This is a genomic window from Pseudomonas sp. S3_B08, from assembly GCF_054667725.1.
On the sequence record NZ_CP162750.1, the window covers coordinates 3,245,783 to 3,264,021 of the forward strand.

Annotated in this window: 10 protein-coding genes and 1 riboswitch; of the genes, 2 read left to right on the forward strand and 8 right to left on the reverse strand. The window is 61.2% G+C overall.

From position 1 onward, the window contains the following. Positions 1 to 35: 35 nt before the first annotated feature. Positions 36 to 1,040 (reverse strand): low-specificity L-threonine aldolase, encoded by a 1,005-nt coding sequence (gene ltaE / locus AB4N73_RS14710; RefSeq protein WP_310217814.1) that lies wholly within the window; start codon positions 1,038 to 1,040, stop codon positions 36 to 38. A gap of 275 nt (positions 1,041 to 1,315) precedes the next feature. Beyond that, positions 1,316 to 1,487: riboswitch (FMN riboswitch) on the forward strand. Positions 1,488 to 1,590: 103 nt separating this feature from the next. Here ltaE and AB4N73_RS14715 point away from each other — a divergent pair. Further along, the gene (locus AB4N73_RS14715; protein ID WP_016773593.1) at positions 1,591 to 2,100 is read left to right on the forward strand and encodes a 6,7-dimethyl-8-ribityllumazine synthase; all 510 of its coding nucleotides are present in this window, start codon (positions 1,591 to 1,593) and stop codon (positions 2,098 to 2,100) included. A gap of 152 nt (positions 2,101 to 2,252) precedes the next feature. Here the strand turns inward: AB4N73_RS14715 and astE are convergent, their stop codons facing one another. The 7 genes from astE to AB4N73_RS14750 form a co-directional block, all read right to left on the reverse strand. Continuing rightward, positions 2,253 to 3,260 (reverse strand): succinylglutamate desuccinylase, encoded by a 1,008-nt coding sequence (gene astE / locus AB4N73_RS14720; protein ID WP_460142239.1) that lies wholly within the window; start codon positions 3,258 to 3,260, stop codon positions 2,253 to 2,255. Positions 3,261 to 3,272: 12 nt separating this feature from the next. Next, on the reverse strand, positions 3,273 to 3,563 hold the full coding sequence (locus AB4N73_RS14725; protein WP_016773591.1) for a hypothetical protein: 291 nt from the start codon (positions 3,561 to 3,563) through the stop codon (positions 3,273 to 3,275). Positions 3,564 to 3,620: 57 nt separating this feature from the next. Next, positions 3,621 to 4,967 (reverse strand): N-succinylarginine dihydrolase, encoded by a 1,347-nt coding sequence (gene astB / locus AB4N73_RS14730; RefSeq protein WP_073472123.1) that lies wholly within the window; start codon positions 4,965 to 4,967, stop codon positions 3,621 to 3,623. A gap of 163 nt (positions 4,968 to 5,130) precedes the next feature. Continuing rightward, positions 5,131 to 6,600, reverse strand: a complete 1,470-nt coding sequence (gene astD, locus AB4N73_RS14735; protein ID WP_460143594.1) for a succinylglutamate-semialdehyde dehydrogenase — start codon at positions 6,598 to 6,600, stop codon at positions 5,131 to 5,133. Beyond that, positions 6,597 to 7,622: an arginine N-succinyltransferase gene (gene astA / locus AB4N73_RS14740; protein WP_024014014.1), complete on the reverse strand. Its 1,026-nt coding sequence runs from the start codon at positions 7,620 to 7,622 to the stop codon at positions 6,597 to 6,599. Before astA ends, astD begins: the two co-directional genes overlap by 4 nt. A gap of 51 nt (positions 7,623 to 7,673) precedes the next feature. Beyond that, on the reverse strand, positions 7,674 to 8,693 hold the full coding sequence (gene aruF / locus AB4N73_RS14745) for an arginine/ornithine succinyltransferase subunit alpha (protein WP_024014015.1): 1,020 nt from the start codon (positions 8,691 to 8,693) through the stop codon (positions 7,674 to 7,676). A 246-nt stretch (positions 8,694 to 8,939) separates the two neighbouring features. Next, positions 8,940 to 10,160 (reverse strand): aspartate aminotransferase family protein, encoded by a 1,221-nt coding sequence (locus AB4N73_RS14750; protein WP_016773586.1) that lies wholly within the window; start codon positions 10,158 to 10,160, stop codon positions 8,940 to 8,942. Between the two features lie 304 nt (positions 10,161 to 10,464). On the opposite strand from AB4N73_RS14750, the gene AB4N73_RS14755 reads away from it, so the two are divergent. Next, positions 10,465 to 18,228, forward strand: a complete 7,764-nt coding sequence (locus AB4N73_RS14755) for a dermonecrotic toxin domain-containing protein (RefSeq protein ID WP_460142240.1) — start codon at positions 10,465 to 10,467, stop codon at positions 18,226 to 18,228. Positions 18,229 to 18,239: the final 11 nt, after the last annotated feature.

Sequence of the window (18,239 nt, forward strand, 5' to 3'; positions counted from 1 at the left end):
TACGATAGAAACGGTCAATTGGACGGCTGACGCTGTCACTTGCGTGAAAACTCGACGAATGTCGCGATCACTTGCTCGATTTGCGCGCGGCTGACGTCCATGTGCGTGACCATGCGCAAGCGCGCAGCGGCGCTGAGCCTGATCCCGCGTTCGCCGGCAAAGTCCTTGAGTGCTGCGGCCTTGTCGCCCATTTGCACATAAACCATGTTGGTTTGCACGGGTTCGACGACGAAACCGGCCTCACGCAGACCCTCGGCGAGCAACTGCGCGTTGGCATGGTCATCCGCCAGCCGTTCGACGTGATGATCCAGTGCGTACAAGCCAGCCGCCGCGAGCAACCCGGCCTGACGCATGCCGCCACCGACCATTTTGCGCAAACGCCGAGCCTTGCCGATCAACTCGGCCGAACCGCACAACACCGAACCCACCGGCGCGCCAAGACCTTTGGACAGGCACACCGATACCGAATCAAAGTACTGAGTGATTTCCCGCGCATCAACCCCGAGCTTGACCACCGCGTTGTACAGCCGCGCGCCGTCGAGGTGCAATTGCAGGCCATGCTCCTGCGTAAAGCGTCGGGCGCGCGCCAGATATTCCAGCGGCAGCACCTTGCCCTGCATGGTGTTTTCCAGCGCCAGCAAACGCGTGCGGGCGAAATGGAAATCGTCCGGTTTGATCGCGGCGGCAACCTGATCCAGATCCAGCGAACCGTCGGCCTGCACCTCCAGCGGCTGCGGCTGAATCGAGCCGAGCACCGCCGCCCCGCCGCCTTCGTACTTGTAGGTGTGCGCCTGCTGACCGACGATGTATTCGTCGCCACGCTCGCAGTGCGCCATCAGGCCGAGCAGGTTGCTCATGGTCCCGGTCGGCACGAATAGCGCGGCGGCAAAGCCCAGACGCTTGGCCAGTTCGGCCTCGAGGCGATTGACCGTCGGATCTTCGCCGTACACATCGTCGCCGGTGTCCGCTGCGGTCATCGCGTCGAGCATGGCGGGAGTCGGTTGGGTGACGGTGTCGCTGCGAAGATCGATAACGCTCATGAACCTGGCCTCTGGTCAGATGGGAAATCCCTTTGTGAAGTGGGATTACTGCGGTCATCGCACAGATTAATCAACCCTAGAACGAGGAAAAATCCCATTCTTCCTCGAGAAGACAAAGCCCATGTGGCAGCGAGCCTGCTCGCGAAAGCGGAGTAACAGTCAGCATCTTCGTTGAATGTGAAGCCGCTTTCGCGAGCGGGCTCGCTCCCGCAGTGTCATGTGCATGGCCGGGAAATATGTGTTACAAACTTGCCGCCGCCCGCCTATGGGCGGCGAAACGTTCTCAGGGCGGGGTGCAATTCCCCACCGGCGGTAATTGCGCGCAATGCGCATAGCCCGCGAGCGCTTGGCGCTGCACACGACTTGAGTCGGGTGCGTCGGCAAGGTCAGCAGACCCGGTGTGATTCCGGGGCCGACGGTCATAGTCCGGATGAAGAGAGAACGGGATCGACGCCAAAGGGCCGTCCGCGTGCACTTGTGCCTGCGCTCGCACCCTTGCATCCCTTTCGATTCATAACGCCCTGTTTTTCACACAAACAGGAGTCAGAACATGCAACCCACCGCTATCGACAGCAAAAGCAAACACCCACAGGGCGAGCGCGTCGCGTTCATCCAGGCCTGCTGGCACAAGGAAATCGTCGACCAGAGCCGTAAAGGCTTCGTCGCTGAAATGCTGGTGCAGGGTTATCAGGAATCGGACATCGACTTTTTTGAAGTCGGCGGCGCCTTTGAAATGCCGCTGCACGCCAAGCTGCTGGCCAAGTCAGGCCGTTACGCTGGTATTGTCGCCGCCGCTTTGGTGGTGGACGGCGGCATTTATCGCCACGAGTTCGTCGCGCAATCGGTGGTCAGCGGCCTGATGCAGGTGCAGTTGGAAACCGAAGTGCCGGTGTTCTCGGTGTCGCTCACCCCGCACCACTTCCATTCGGGCGAAGAGCATCAAAAGTTCTTCTTCGAGCACTTTGTGCACAAGGGTCAGGAAGCAGCGCGGACTTGCGCCGATACGTTGCAGAAGATTCGCGCGTTGCGTCGCACGGAGCCGCGCGCGGTAGCCGTGTAACGTCGAGTGAGTTTTTGACCTCACTCAAATCAAATGTGGGAGCGAGCCTGCTCGCGAAGAGGGACTGCCAGCCGACGACAAGTTGACTGGTAGACCGCTTTCGCGAGCAGGCTCGCTCCCACATTGGTTTTGTGCCGATTCAGATGTCGCTATCAGGCGAGGTTTTCGTCGGTGGTCGGGACGATGAGGATGCCGGCGCGCAGGCCGTTCTTGACCTTGGGGTTGGGGAAGATGATTCGTGCGCCCTGCTCTTCGATCACCCAGCGGGTATTGGCCAGATCCTCGGCCAGCACATAACCCGGCTCCAGCTCGGAAAAGTTTTCGATGTCCGCCGGCAGGTTCAGGCGGAACGCATCGCTGTGCTTGATGATTTCCCGCGCCACGCTGAACAGCTGCAAACCATCCAGCCCTTCTTCTGTCTCCGGCTCAGCGCCTTCGATGATCTGCTTCAGGCGGGTTTCCAGCAGTGAAACGTTAACGCCGTCGTTCTGCCCGAACGGCCGCGCCTTGCCCAGTTCCAGAGTGAAAGCCTCGGCGTCGAGTTTGTCGTAGGTGTACGAACTGAACACGATGGATGGTTTGTTCTGCAACAGCACTGCTTCCATGCCGGCGGCGCGCAGGCGCGCCAGTTCGCGACGGGAATGCTGGCGCCCTTCCTTCCACGGGTACAAGGCGAACTGTTCGATCTTCGACCCACGAATCGCCGTGTGCAGGTCGTAGTGCAGACGCTCGCGCTCGGGCTTGCTGAAGAAACTCGCCGCCAGCCGTTCCAGCTCACAGGCGCGCAACGCTTCCGAGCCGCTGCTTTGTTCGTGGCGACCGTTGAACAGTCGATTGACGTCCTGCTCGACGAAACGCTCACCCTTGCGGATGGCTTCCGGGTTGCCAAACAGGAACAGAATGCGTGCGCGCGGCTTCAGATCGCCGCGTGCGATGTCGTGCAGCAGCCGATCGAGCAACTCGATCGGTGCCGTTTCGTTGCCATGGATGCCTGCCGACAGCAGCAGGTCCAGGCCATTGTCGCGCGCTTCCGGGGGACGCACTTCCAGCGCCCCTTCGCTCAACCAGCGCATGCGCACGCCTTCGACAGTCAGTTGAGTCTTCTCCGCCGGTTCGCGGCCGGCGAGGGTCAGTTCAAGCAGTTTGCCGAGGGCGAGCATAGAGCGGTTTCCTTAGTGGTCGTGGTTGCAATCCGGGCCGTGTACGTGATCCTCGTCAGCGCCGAGGTCAGCCGGTTCCATTTCCAGTTGCAGACTTACCAGATTAGTCGCCAATGGGCGCAGCAGCAGGTTGGCGTACTCTTCGTCACCTTCCTCGACGTCCACGCCGATCAGCAGCTGGCCACGGCCGTCCTGCTGGATCCACAGCTCTTTGCCTTGCCACATGACCGCAACGCGGGTGCACGAGGTTTGCAATTGCGTGCCGTCGGTGTCTTCAAGGATCAGCTGCAGGGAATCGCTCATGTTTTTACTCTCTTGGGGTGACACGCCGCGCGCCGCGTTCAGGCAGCGCGCTGGCGATCAATTGATCTGGAAGGGATAAACCGCGCCCAGTTTAAGGATTTGCGTCAGTTCATCCAGTGCCGTCCGGCATTCAAGCAGCAACTGCGGGTCCGCCAGGTCGGTTTCGCTCAGGCGGTCGCGGTAGTGCTTTTCAACCCATGCGGTCAACGAACCGTACAACGGGGCCGTCATGATAACCCCTGGGTTGACCGCCGCCAGTTCGGTTTCATTCAGCGCCACACGCAGACGCAGGCACGCCGGGCCACCGCCGTTCTGCATGCTCTGCTTGAGATCGAAGACTTTAACTTCGCGGATCAGCCCACCGGAGCTGGTCAGGCTTTGCAGGTAAGCCCAGACACGTTCGTTGGCTTGGCATTCCTGCGGCACGATCAACAGCATCGAGCCGTCAGGACGCGAGAGCAATTGGCTGTTGAACAGGTAGGAACGCACCGCGTCATCCACGGTGACCGCCGAACGCGGCACGCAAACGGACTGGAAGTTACCGCCGACCTTGGCCAGTTTGCCTTGCAGTTCGGCGAGCATCTTGTCGGTCTCGAGGAACGCGTCCTCGTGATAGAACAGCACTTCACCATTGCCCACGGCGATCACGTCGTTGTGGAACACGCCCTGATCGATGACGTTGGGGTTCTGCTGCGCGTAGACCACGCCTTCGTCACGCAGACCGTGCAGACGCGCGACGGCTTGCGAGGCTTCGAGGGTCTGCCGTGCAGGGTATTTCTGCGGCGCCGGGAAGCGGTTGTCGAACGCACTGCGGCCGAACACGAAGAACTCGACGCCCGCCTCGCCGTACTCACGGCAGAAACGCGTGTGGTTGGCCGCGCCTTCGTCGCCAAACTGCGCCACTGCCGGCAAAGCGGCGTGATGGGCGAAGTGCTGTTGATTGGCGAACATCGCGCCGAGCACGCGGCTGGTGGTCGGGTGTTCGATGCTGCGGTGATATTTGCAATTGAGGTTGGCAGCGGTGAAGTGCACGCGGCCGTCAGCGGTGTCGGCACTCGGGCTGACCGTGGCAGCGTTGGCCACCCACATGCTCGACGCCGAGCAACTGGCGACCAGCAGCGGCATCGCTTCTTTGGCGGCGCGCTCGATCACCTGCGCGTCAGTGCCGCTGAAGCCCAGACGGCGCAGCGCCGCCACATCAGGACGTTCCTGCGGAGCCAGCACGCCTTGCTGAAAGCCCATGTCCATCAACGCTTTCATTTTTGCCAGACCTTGCAGCGCCGCTTCCTTCGGGTTCGAGGATTGCTGACTATTGCTCTGCGAGGCGACGTTGCCGTAGGACAGACCACCGTAGTTATGGGTCGGCCCCACTAGACCGTCAAAATTGACTTCATAGGATTTCATCAGCGAGGCTCCACGAGAATCTGTTGTTATAGGCTTCAGTAACTATTCTTTGCGACCGCAGTGCGGCCTTCGCGAGCAGGCTCGCTCCCACAGGATTTAGGTTGGACACAAAATGTGTGAACACCACTGAACCTGTGGGAGCGAGCCTGCTCGCGAATGGGCGCTACGCCATTTTCACGCCAGGCGTCAGAGCCGATGGCAACACCAGGCTCGGGGTTTCCAGCGACGCCACCGGGTATGCGCAGTAGTCCGCTGCGTAATAGGCGCTGGCGCGGTGGTTGCCCGAGGCGCCGACGCCGCCGAATGGCGCGCTGCTCGCGGCGCCGGTCAGCTGTTTGTTCCAGTTGACGATGCCGGCGCGGCTTTCCAGCCAGAACTGCTGGTAACGCGCTTCGGAATCGGAGAGCAAACCGGCGGCCAGTCCATAAGCGGTGTTGTTGGCTTCACTGATCGCCGCGCCGAAATCGGCATAGCGGATCACTTGCAGCAGCGGCCCGAACAGTTCTTCGTCCGGACGCTCGGCCACGGCCGTCACATCGACAATGCCCGGAGTCAGCAAGGCCGATTGCGCTTGCGGCTGGGTCATTTCCAGCAGCGCCACCGCGCCGTTGGCCAGCAGTTGTTCCTGCGCATCCATCAGCGCTTTCGCCGCGCCGAGGGAAATCACCGAGCCCATGAACGGTGCCGGTTGCTGATCGAAGGCACCGACTTCAATGGTCGAACTGACTTCAACCAGACGCTTGAGCAGGCTGTCGCCCCACGCGCCTTGCGGCACCAGCAGACGGCGGGCGCAAGTGCAGCGCTGGCCGGCGGAAATGAATGCCGACTGAATGATCGTGTACACCGCCGCGTCCAGATCAGCGACCTGATCGACCACCAGCGGGTTGTTGCCGCCCATCTCCAGCGCAAGGATCTTGTCCGGACGCCCGGCGAATTGCTGGTGCAGATGATTGCCGGTGCGGCTCGAACCAGTGAAGAACAGACCGTCGATACCCGGATTCGCCGCCAGAGCGATGCCGGTTTCCCGCGCGCCCTGCAGCAGGTTCAACACGCCTGCCGGCAGGCCGGCTTCGATCCAGCACTTGACCGTCAACTCGGCGACTTTCGGCGTCAGTTCGCTGGGCTTGAACAGCACGCTGTTACCGGCCAGCAGCGCCGGGACGATATGACCGTTAGGCAGGTGACCCGGGAAGTTGTAAGGACCAAACACCGCAACCACGCCGTGGGGCTTGTGGCGCAACACGGCGGTGGCGTCGCCCAATGGGCCGCTCTTTTCCCCGGTCCGCTCGCGGTAGCTCTGCACCGAAATCGCGATTTTGTTGACCATGCTGGTGACTTCGGTCGCAGCTTCCCATAGCGGTTTGCCGGTTTCTTCGCCGATGGTGCGAGCCAGTTCGTCAGCGTGGTTTTTCAACGCAGCAGCAAAAGCTTCGAGGACGCTGATGCGCTCCTCGAGGGTGCGACGTGCCCACTGAGGAAATGCCTGGCGAGCAGCCTGAACCGCCGATTCGACCTGCGCGACAGTGGCGCCCTCGCCCGCCCACAGCACTTGCTGGGTCACCGGGTTCAAAGATTGAAAGGCCTCGCCCTGACCGGCCAGCCACTCACCTGCGATGTATAGCGAATTCATTATTTCGACTCCCGTGCAGCGGACAACGCCACGGCGCGAACCTGATCGCCGGCGCTGAGTTGAAGACGTTTCGCGGTTTGCGGATCGACCACCAGGGTGCCCGCAGCCAGTCGCGCTGGTGCAGCCGTGATGCGGCAATCCTCGCGCTTGCGGTTGTGGATGATGAACGGCGTGGCGTCATCGCCCGGCGTGCCTACGGCCAGCACCAGTGCTTCGCTGTCACGCACCGCGCGGATCTTGCTGGTTTCGCATTCGATGGCCGGGCCGGCGTCGAAGATGTCGACGTAACCCTGGTAGCTGAAGCCTTCGCTCTTGAGCATGGCCAGCGCCGGCTCGGTGTCCGGGTGCACCTGGCCGATGACGTTGCGCGCGTCCGGCGAAAGGAAGCAGGTGTACAGCGGGAATTTCGGCATCAGTTCGGCGATGAACGCCTTGTTGCCGACGCCGGTCAGGTAATCGGCCTGGCTGAATTCCATCTTGAAGAAGTGCCGACCGAGGCTTTCCCAGAACGGCGAGCGCCCGGCGTCATCGGACACGCCACGCATTTCGGCGATGATCTTGTTGCCGAACAGCTCCGGGAACTCAGCGATGAACAGCATGCGCGCCTTGGACAGCATCCGGCCGTTGAGGCCGTTGCGGTAATCAGCGTGCAGGAACAGCGAGCACAGCTCGGAATTGCCGGTCAGGTCGTTGGCCAGAAACAGCGTCGGGATTTCGCGGTAGATATTCAGCTCTTGCGAAGCGCTGACCGTCAGACCGACGCGGAAGTTGTACCAGGGCTCACGCAGGCCGACCGCGCCGGCGATGGCGGAAATCCCCACCACGCGGCCGTCATCGTCTTCGAGCACGAACAGATAGTCCGCATCGCCACGCCCGGCTTCGCCGCGAAAGGTCTTCTCGGCCCAGCCGACCCGGTGGGTCAGGCGCTCTTCGTTGGCCGGCAATGTGGTCAGGCCGGTGCCGGTGCTGCGGGCCAGGTCGATCAGCGCGGATAAATCGCTGCTGCGTACGGGACGAACAATCATGCTATCTCCTCAAACGGGCCGCTCGCGCCACCCGTGAAACTCGCTAAGGCGTTAAACCGCCACCAGGCGCACGCTGGCACCTTCACCGACGCCCAGGGCTTCGGCCGCTTCCATATCCAGCGTCACCGGTTTGCCCGGCGCGTAATCCAGCTCGAGCAACACCGCGCGGTAATCCTGCAACTGCGCATTGGCCACCAGGTACTGACGCCCGGCACCTTTGACCGGCTCGCCGATCTTCACCGGCACCACGCGGCTCTGGGCGATCGAACGAATCCCGGAAACCCGCGCATGCAGGGTCGGGCCGCCGTCGAAGATGTCGATGTAGTGATCAGTCTCGAAGCCTTCGCGCATCAGGATGTCGAAGGTGATCTGCGCACGCGGGTGCACCTGGCCCATCGCCTCTTGGGCGGAGTCCGGCAGCAGCGGCACATAGATCGGGTAATGCGGCATCAGCTCGGCGAGGAAGGTGCGGCTTTTCAGCCCGCACAGGCGCTCGGCCTCGGCGTAGTTGAGGTCGAAGAAGTTACGTCCGATCGCATCCCAGAACGGCGAGTCGCCATTCTCGTCGCTGTAACCGACGATCTCGGTCACCACCGAATCGGCAAAACGCTCTGGATGGCTGGCGACGAACAGCAGACGGCCACGGGAATTGAGCTCGGCCCACGGCGATCCGACCAGCTCGCGCTGCACATAGAAACTGGTCAGCAGGCTGTTGCCGGTCAGGTCGTGGCACTGCGAGAGCACGTGGATCTTGTTGTGGATCTTCAGCTCGCGGGAGGCGTGGACGAAAGTCTCGTTGCGGAAGCTGTAGAACGGCTCCGAATAACCGGCGGAAGCGACAATGGCCGAGCAGCCGACCAGTTTGCCGGTGCTCGAGTCTTCGAGGACAAAGAAGTAACTCTCTTCACCGTTGAAGCTCACTTCGGCGGCGAACGAAGCTTCGCTCGCGGCGATCTTGTCGCTCAGACGTTCCACGTCATCCGGCAAGGAAGTGACACCAATCGGGCTGTCCGCAGCCAGACGCTGTACCTCGCCCAGATCAGCCATTTGCGCGGGGCGCATCACCAGCATGGTGTCACTCCTTTCTCTTCAATATTCACAGAAAAAACCGGGCCCACATAAAGATCGATGCAGGAATGGGACTTGTGGCGAGGGGATTTATCCCCGCTGGGGGGCGAAGCACCCCCAAAAATCTGGGGCCGCTGCGCAGCCCATCGGGGATAAATCCCCTCACCACAGGTTCAATCCAACAGGTGGATGTGCCCGGTATCAAAAATTGGTTCGGCGCCGGAAAAACTCCAGGCGCCGAAAGGTCCATCAGGCTTGCGTCAACTTCGCCGCAGCACGTTCGAAGCGGTCGAGACCGGCGTCGATATCGGCATCTTCCACCACCAGGCTCGGGGCGAAACGGATCACGTCCGGGCCAGCCTGGAGAATCATCAGGCCTTCCTGTTCGGCGGCGTTGAAGATGTCCTTGGCCTTGCCTTTCCACGCTTCGCTCAGCACGCAACCGATCAGCAGACCGAGACCACGCACCTGAGTGAACAGGCCGTATTTCTCGCCGATCTGTTGCAGGCGGGTCTTGAACTTGTCGTGCTTGGCGTTCACGCCATTCAGCACCTCAGGGGTGTTGACCACGTCGATCACCGCTTCGGCGACGGCGCAGGCCAGCGGGTTGCCGCCGTAAGTGGTGCCGTGGGTGCCGACGACCAGATGTTTGGCCAGCGCTTCGGTGGTCATCATTGCCGCGATCGGGAAACCACCGCCCAGGCTCTTGGCGCTGGTGAGGATGTCCGGGGTCACGCCGTAATGCTGGTAGGCAAACAGCTTGCCGCTGCGGCCCATGCCGGTCTGCACTTCGTCGAACACCAGCAGCGCGTTGTTCGCGTCGCACAGTTCGCGGGCACCTTGCAGGTAAGCCAGCTCGGCCGGCAGTACGCCGCCCTCGCCCTGGATCGGTTCCAGCACGACCGCGCAGGTCTTCTCGGACACCGCGGCTTTCAGCGCGGCCAGATCGTTGTAGGGAACGTGGGTGATACCGGTGATTTTCGGGCCGAAACCGTCGGAGTACTTCGACTGGCCACCGACGTTGACGGTGAACAGGGTACGGCCGTGGAAGCTGTTCAGCGCGGCGATGATTTCGTATTTCTCGGTGCCGAAACGGTCGAATGCGACGCGACGGGCCAGCTTGAACGCGGCCTCGTTGGCTTCGGCGCCGGAGTTGCAGAAAAACACGCGCTCGGCAAACGTGGCGTCGATCAGCTTGTGCGCCAGACGCAGGGCCGGTTCGTTGGTGAACACGTTGGACACGTGCCACAGCTTGTTCGCCTGTTCGGTCAACGCGCCGACCAGCGCCGGATGCGCATGGCCCAAAACGTTGACGGCAATCCCGCCGGCGAAGTCGATCAGCTCGCGGCCGGCCTGATCCCAGACCCGGGAACCGGCGCCACGCACCGGAATGAAAGCGGCAGGCGCGTAGTTGGGAACCATAACCTGGTCGAAATCGGCGCGTTGTACCGCAGCGTGCTCAACGGACATCGGAGTCTCCTGAAGAGGAACACCCGCCTGGAACTGGCGAGCGATGAGGGGATTGTAAGGACAGTTGGGTGCCCGGCCTTGTCGCCAAGCGACAACTTCTTATAGCGCAAACCCCGGATTTTCCCGGGTTTACGGCAATGCGACATATAGCGTCGCAAAGGCGCAGTTTACCGGGCGCGGCCGATTTGCGGCAGGCCGCGCAGGATACCAAGTCAGCCCCCACGGCAGAGACATAAATATCTACCGCACGGTGGTCGCTTGCCGCTGATTTGCTGAGGGTTCTTCCCAACGCCAAGGAATGGCCATGCATTTGTCTGAAGCACCCCCATCGGCAACCCCGGACGCCGTACATGACGCGCAACATGCGGACGAGCATTACCAACCACTGAAAAACGCGATTCCGGCCTGGCTGGGCGACACCTCAGCCACGCGGCGCGAAGCGCTGAAGAACAGCGTCCCGCAACAGCCGGCCGCGCTCCAAGTCGCGCCAGCCGAACAGCATGCGTTGATGAAAAGTCTTGGGGCGGCGCATATCACCGCGCAGAGCCGGGTCGACAAGAGCCTTGAGCACTTGCAGGACGCTGCGGCCTTCGCCGAGCCCCTGCTCAAGGCCGAGCTGAAAAGCTGCTTCGATCTGGAACTGGATGTCAGAAACACCTACGTGCGCCTGTACATTCCTGCCACCACCCCATGGTTTCCGATCCGCACCGGCGCCCGCGCCTGGTCCGTGTCACTGCTTGAGGCGGCACTGCATAACTTCGAAGAAAGGGAAACCGAAGACGACGCCTTCGAAGCCGAGTCGACATTCACTAGCGCACCTTCGGCTACAGGACAGTTTGAAACCCTGCCCGAGATCAAGGCGAAACTGAGCATTCCCGCATTCACAAAACTGTGCCGTCGACTGGATATCGGCGCGAAATACAAAGCCAGTCTGGAAGACAATCTGGGCTACTCCGATCCGATGGTCGCGTCGGTCTTGCGCGGCAAGATCGACGCCAGCCAGAAGGCCGCGATGAAATCGGCCCTGCAATGGGCGCGGATGAACCGCGACGTGTCGGAAAACGCGGTACGCCTGATCGAAGCCATGCTCGACGGTGTGAAAGGCCTGCATGTGCACGGCGCCCCGCTGCTGTGTCATGACATGACGATGCTTTGCGCACCGCTCACCGGCATCGTGGTATTCGCCCCGGACCTGTACATGACACGCAATGCAGCGCGCGTCGTCGCCTACGTTCCGGATGACCCCGAACATCCGTTCAAGGAGTACGCCTCGCCATTGGAAATGGTCGTGGAACTGACGCGCCGGTTGCGCTCCAGGGACTATCAGCAGTTCTTCAGCCGCTTCGTCAATCACGACCAGCGCGGCTTCTTCTTCAGCACCCTCAACAGCCGGCTGAGTGAAATCCGCTGGCACCCGCACGAACCCGGCGACCCTCGGCCGGCGTGGCGCGAAGCCGCAGTGGAGCGGCCCGATCTGCAGACTGCGCTGACGCCGTTTTACGACGATGTGTGGCAACACCTGTACCAGGCAAAACTGAACAAGATTTTCAATGACGCCCGAACCATTGCCGTACCGACTGCCCTGGTTGATCAAAGGGCGCGCTGGGCGTTCTGGGATTCGCTGGTCAACATCCTCTCTTCCATCGCCCAGACCGCCGCAATGATCGTCGCGCCGTTCGTGCCGGTGCTCGGTGAAGCGATGATGGCGTACATGGCCTATCAGATGCTCGATGAAGTATTCGAAGGCATTGTCGAGTGGGCGCAGGGGCGCACGACCGAGGCGGTCGAACACCTGATGGGAACCGTGGAATCGATGATCCAGTTGGGCATGTTCGCCGTCGGCGGTGCAATTGGCGCGGCCGAGTTTCGCAAGGTATTGCCCAAGGAAATCGTGGCGTTCATCGACCGCTTCAAACCGGTACAACTGGCCAATGGTGACACCCGCTACTGGCAACCGGATCTGGAACGCTACAAACATCCGCAGCGCCCGAGTGCCGATTCGCAACCCGATGCCCTGGGTCTGCATACCCATGAAGACAAGCGCCTGCTGCCCCTGGAGGACGCGCACTTTGCGGTCACGGAAAGTCAGGTGCCGGGGCAGTACCGCATCGAACATCCGAGTCGCCCCGACGCATACCAACCGGTGCTGCGCCACAATGGCGAAGGTGCCTGGCACACTGAACTCGAGCAACCGCTGGAATGGGATGGCGCAACCGCGCTGCGCCGTATCGGCCCTGCGGTCGAGAGCTTGTCCGCGAGCGAGCGCGAAACCGTGCTGCAGATCAGCGGAACCAGCGAAGACGCGTTGCGCAAAATGCATGTCGAGCAGGAAAGCGTTCCGCCTCTGCTGGCCGACAGCATCCAGCGCTTCAAGATTGATCAGCAGTTGCAACGCTTCATCGACCAGCTCGACAGCGCTGACGCTGAAGTTTTCTTGCGCGCCGACCCGGCCATGCAACTGGAGGTGCTCAGCGAATACGGCCGCTGGCCAGGCGACCAGTGCCTGCGTCTGCTCGATCGCCAAGGCGAGCAACTGTGGCAATCGTCTGCCGACACAAGCCTGCCGGTAATCGAACTACGCCACGACACGCTGGCCGGTGGCGACGTGCTCAAAACCCTGCTCCAAGCCCTCGACGAGACGCAGATCAAAACCTTGCTGGACGAGCCCTTCGCGGGACCGACGCCGTCCATCGAGGTCCGCAGCCACAACCTGCGCAAACAAGTGGCCGACCTCGCCAGACGCAACACCAGCGCGCTGTTCGAGTCGCACTATCAAGCCCTCCAGCACCTCGACGACCCGCTGGCTGCACGACTCAAGATTCACCCTCCGCAATTGCCGGCCAGCATTACCCGCGAACTGCTCGATACCGCGACCGGCAGCGAACTGTTGCAGATCAGCGAAGGACGATTGCCCCCGCGCCAGCAGGCACTCATGCAGATGGCCAGTGACGAGGTGCGCCTTACCCGCGCGTATGAAGGCCTTGAGCTGGCCTCGGTGAGCAATCACGACTCTGATTCTCTGGCGCTGCACAGCCTCAAATTGTTGCCGGGCTGGAGCGGCGATGTACGCATCGAAATCCGTGACGGGCGCTACGAGGGCCGGTTACTGGACACGATCGGCCGTGACGATGCGCCCGAATACAAGGTGCTGGTTCGCCGCGACGATGGCCAATACCAACCTTATGACGATCGTGGGCAGCAGCTGCATTCGTTCGCTGATTTCTATTCCAGCCTGTTGTACGCATTGCCCGACAGCGAGCGCCAGAGCCTGGACATGCGGATCGGCCAGGGTCAGGCGCTGAAGGCGGCCATTCGTGAACGCACGCTCGAGCGCAACGAGTGGCGTCAGGTGATTGCCGATACGCCGTCCCGAGCGCCGGCTGTCGACACCCTGCGCCTGCTCGGTACCGACGGTTACGCCCATGCTCCGCGTCCGCCACGCCCCGCTTACCAGCCGCACACCCTCGAAGAAGACATCCGGGTGCTCTATCCACGCATGTCGAACCATGAAGTGCGCTTCCTCGCCGAAAGCATGCGAAGCAGTCCCGCAGGCCCGCGCGCCGAAATGCTTCGTTTGCAAAATGACTACCTGCAATTGCAGAACGAACTGCATGTCTGGGCCAACAATCCGCCCGCCGTGCATCCGGAAACCGGCACGGCGCTCACCTCGCTGGAGAAGCGCGCCGAAATCCAGAATCGCAGGCTGCTACGGGAACAATTGCTCAAAGCCTGGAGACGGGAGCACGTCACGGGTATCAATCACCGGGGCTTTGCCGCCGGATACGCCTTGCGCCTTACACCTGCGGTGATGGGCGACTTGCCCGTGTTGTCAGCAGACTTCAGCCATATCACCTCGCTCGCCATTGATGGCAGCCCGATGACCACCTCCGTCGACAGCTTTCTGCAGTCCTTCAGCCAGTTGCAGAATATCGATGCGCGCAACCTCAATCTATCGAGCCTGCCGCAAGCACTGACTTCGATGCGCTCGCTGCGCGAATTGCGCTTACGTAATTGTCGGATCAGTCTGACGACGGTCACAGAGTCAGTGCTCGCGGCCATGCCGCAGCTCACCCTGCTCGATCTGCAAGGCAATGCGCTGGGCCTGCCTCCGGACCTGCACACACTGCCTTCATTGCGCTACGTGAACCTGTCGGATACCGGCATTCACACGGTGCCCGACGATCTGCTGGATCATCCGCGCCTGATTTCGGCGCAATTCGATCGCAACCGCATCACGCGGATACCGGACAGTTTTTTCAACCTGGCAAGCTCCCTCAGCGATGGTTATACCTTCGCCGATAACCCGTTGACGGCGGCTTCTCGCGAGCGGGTAAAAGTGTTCTACGAGCACACCGGAAGGCACTTCGGCGTCCGGCCCGTGCAGGAGGATCTGCAACGCACCATCGCCTTGTTTCCATCCCTCGACACGGAAGGCGCAACACAGGTGTTGTACCGATTGCCCGGGCCATTGGCGGAGTGCGGCGCACAGTTGTCCCGCTGGGAAAACGAACTCGGCGTGCTGAATCTCGAACTCAGTCAATGGATCAACCAGGCCACCGTGACCGCCTCTGAGTCGGGGGAACGTCTTCCCCTCGAGGCACAGGCCCGCGAACTGGAGGCCCGGCGATCCTTTGCGCAACAGATCGAGCAATTCTGGCGCAGCCCGCCACTGTACCCGCGCCTTGAAGAACTCAGGGCAACGGCGACGTTCAGTGGGGATATGCCGATACTCAGCGCCGGTCTCGAGCGCGCGACGCGGCTGAACCTCACCGGCACCGCCAATAGTACCGCTGCCCTGCGCTTCGTGGAGTGCTTCCCCAACCTTGCCAAGCTGAAAATGAACGGTTTCGAACTGGGACCGCTTGCGCTGGGCGAAGCAAAACTGCCTCAACTGAGCGATCTGGAGCTGAAAAATTGTGGCGTGGTCATGACCCCGGAAAACCAGGCTGCGCTGCTGTCACTTGGCAGCCTCGACTCGCTGGACCTCAGCGACAATCCGTTGGGTACGTTCCCCAACCTGAATTTGTTGCCCGAATTGATCTATCTCGATCTGTCCAACTGCGGGCTGACCGTCGTGCCTGAAGGACTGGCCAGCCATCCGGGGTTGCGAACCGCAGTGCTCGCAGGCAACCGCATCACGCACCTGCCCGAGGCGCTGTTCGACCTCCCCGCCGAGCGCAGTGACGGCATTGACCTTGCCGACAACCCGCTATCGGCCGCCACCCGCGACCAGATCAAAAACTACTACCGCCTCCATCGCAACGACTTCGACGTACTGGCGGCCGAGCCGGACGTGAGCCTCGCCCGGCAGTTGTTTCCCGGTTTGAACAAGCAAGAGGCCAGCGAGATGATTTACGACTTGCCCGGCGACCTGGCCGACGGTCGCCAACAGCTGCTTCGCTGGCAAGCAGAACAGCAACAGATGCGCGATGACCTGACCCGCTGGGCCTTGGCAACGCCGTCTGCGCACCCGGTTACCGGTCAGGCCTTGAGCGCAAGCGAGCGTTTGGCGCAACGATCCGCACGCTCGGACTTCAAGCAATTGATAAAGGATTTCTGGGGCGAAAGATCGATGGGTACCGGCAGGCGCACGACTTCTTTCGCGGCAGACCTCAAGTTCCTCGGCGAAATGCCGCGCCTGACGGTCAACTTCGATCACGTTACCAGCCTCAAGCTGGCGGGCAACGTGACGATCGCGGGACTGGAGCCGTTCGCTGCCTTGTTCCCGAATCTTCAGATGCTGGAACTGAAAGCTTTCACACTCTATGACATCCCTTCATTCGTCAGCCGTCTGCACTATCTCAAAGAGCTCAAACTCAATGACTGCGCGCTGACGCTTACCCCTGCCGGGCAGCAGGTACTTGGCGCGCTGCCCGAGTTGCGGTTGCTCGATCTGAGCCATAACCCACTGACAAACGCGCCAGACCTGACAATCCTGCCCAAGGTGACGAACTTCTCGCTCGGCCATAGCGAACTGACGAGCGTGCCGAAGGGCATCGCCGAGCATCCGCTGCTGCGAGAGCTCCATCTCAATAACAACCAGATAACCGTGCTGCCCGACGCTGTTTTCAGTTTGCATCCCGAGCGGGCCGACAGCGTCTATCTGAACGACAATCCTCTGTCCATGAATGCCCGCGAGCGCGTAAAGCGCTACTACGCCGCACAAGGGCGCAACTTCCGGATCAAGCCGGCATCGGCTGACATTGCCATGGCGCAGAGACTGTTCCCGCGACTGGGCGAAAACGCTGCGATCAACATGATTTATCGCCTGCCCGGGACATTACAGACCGGCACGGCGCAACTGATCAGATGGGAGGCGGAAATCGCCCGCATGACCAGTGATCTCAACACATGGAGCGCGCGCTTGCCGGTCAACAACCCTTCGACAGAGCTGCCCTGGACTGCGCCGGAAAGATTTGCAGAACTCGCCGCCAGACAAAGATTCAGCAGCGACCTTGAGAAACTCTGGCGCGGCCGGCAAAACGAAAACTCAGCCCTGCGGTTCAATACTTTCGAAGCCGATGCGACATTCACCGGCGAATTGCCGGAACTGACCGCTGACTTCAGCCACATCACGCATCTCAACCTTCAGGGCAATCCGGGGCTGAACATTCCAGATGGGTTTTTCCGAAGCTTCAGCGGCCTGCGCGGACTGGAACTGCAGGATTTCGCCTTGGGCCGGATACCCCAATCGTTGCCAAGCCTGCCGTTGCTTGAGAGGTTGATGCTGAGCAAGTGCCAGATCACTCTGGATCCTGCCGGACAAGCGATCCTGTCCACGATGACCCGATTGAAATCTCTGGACTTGTATAGCAACCCTCTGCAGGTGACGCCCGATCTATCGACCCTGCAGAACCTGACGTTCATCGACCTGATCAACACCGGCATCGATAGTGTTCCCGCCGGGCTGGAACAGCTGCCGCACCTGGAAGTCGCGTTGCTGAGCGACAACAACATCAGCGAATTGCCGGCGCAACTGACGCAGTATTCCGATCGCGGCATTGAACTGGGCGGCAACCCGTTGTCGGTTGCTTCCAGAGAACGGATCAAGGCCGCATTCCAGGCCAAGGCTGACAACTTCGGTGTCTGGGTCCAACAGCAAGACATCGATCTGGCGCAAAGCCTTTATCCATCGCTGTTCGGCTTCGATGCCAACGATCTGGTCTACAAGCTTGCGGGCACGCTGGCCGATGGACGTGTTGAGCTGATGCGCCGCAAAACCGAACTCACCAGCCTGCTCGAACGCCTGGATAGCTGGGCCAACGAGACTCCCAACGATACTGACACGCAGATGCCGCTTGCGACCGAAGCGGCAGCCAGGGAAAGACTCAACCGCCAGCACTTCAGGCAAAACCTCGAAGACGACCTGCGCCGTGCGCCCTCGTTCCTGACAGGGCCAAGGGTCAGCTGCGAGTTGTCGTTTACCGGTGAGCTGCCGCCGCTGACTGCGCGTTTCGACCACATCGAACAATTGAAACTGACCACCACAGCGTCCGCTGCGCCTCGGATCGTTCGTCTGCTGGAGCTGTTCCCGAAGCTCAAAGGCATCGACATCCGCAATTATCCGCTGGGCGAGATTCCCGCCCCGATTTTCGCCATGGAAAGGCTGCGCAGCCTGTATCTGCCGGGCTGTGAAATCACGCTGACTGCGCAGACCGCAGAAGCATTCGCAACGCTGAGAAACCTGAGTTCGGTGGACCTGAGCGACAATCCGCTCAACATCGCTCCGGATCTGAGTCATTTCCCGCAGATGACCGATGTGCGTCTGGGCAACTGTGCCTTGAGCAAGGTGCCTGACGGCCTGTTCGAACTGCCTCGATTGATGTACGCCGACTTGTCCGGAAACGCGATCACCGAGTTGCCGGGCGAGTTTCCTTTACAGCCCGGCGACGTGCTGACCGAATACGACTTCAGCGACAACCCGCTGACTGCCGAAAGTTTGCAGCGCCTGCAGCGGTATGAGGCGGCGTATCAATTGCGCCTGCTGGAGCAGCAGTCGAGCAACGACACCGCGTATCAGACGATTGAGGATTTCCATGATTTCTCCGGCGGCATGGAAATCGATTGAGGGTCGATCCG

Coding starts and splice junctions, on each gene's coding strand:
- AB4N73_RS14725 (WP_016773591.1), bottom strand. CDS start 3,563: ATGAGCGATTCCCTGCAGCTGATCCTTGAAGACACCGACGGCACGCAA.
- ltaE (WP_310217814.1), bottom strand. CDS start 1,040: ATGAGCGTTATCGATCTTCGCAGCGACACCGTCACCCAACCGACTCCC.
- astB (WP_073472123.1), bottom strand. CDS start 4,967: ATGAAATCCTATGAAGTCAATTTTGACGGTCTAGTGGGGCCGACCCAT.
- AB4N73_RS14715 (WP_016773593.1), top strand. CDS start 1,591: ATGCAACCCACCGCTATCGACAGCAAAAGCAAACACCCACAGGGCGAG.
- AB4N73_RS14755 (WP_460142240.1), top strand. CDS start 10,465: ATGCATTTGTCTGAAGCACCCCCATCGGCAACCCCGGACGCCGTACAT.
- astA (WP_024014014.1), bottom strand. CDS start 7,622: ATGATTGTTCGTCCCGTACGCAGCAGCGATTTATCCGCGCTGATCGAC.
- AB4N73_RS14750 (WP_016773586.1), bottom strand. CDS start 10,160: ATGTCCGTTGAGCACGCTGCGGTACAACGCGCCGATTTCGACCAGGTT.
- aruF (WP_024014015.1), bottom strand. CDS start 8,693: ATGCTGGTGATGCGCCCCGCGCAAATGGCTGATCTGGGCGAGGTACAG.
- astE (WP_460142239.1), bottom strand. CDS start 3,260: ATGCTCGCCCTCGGCAAACTGCTTGAACTGACCCTCGCCGGCCGCGAA.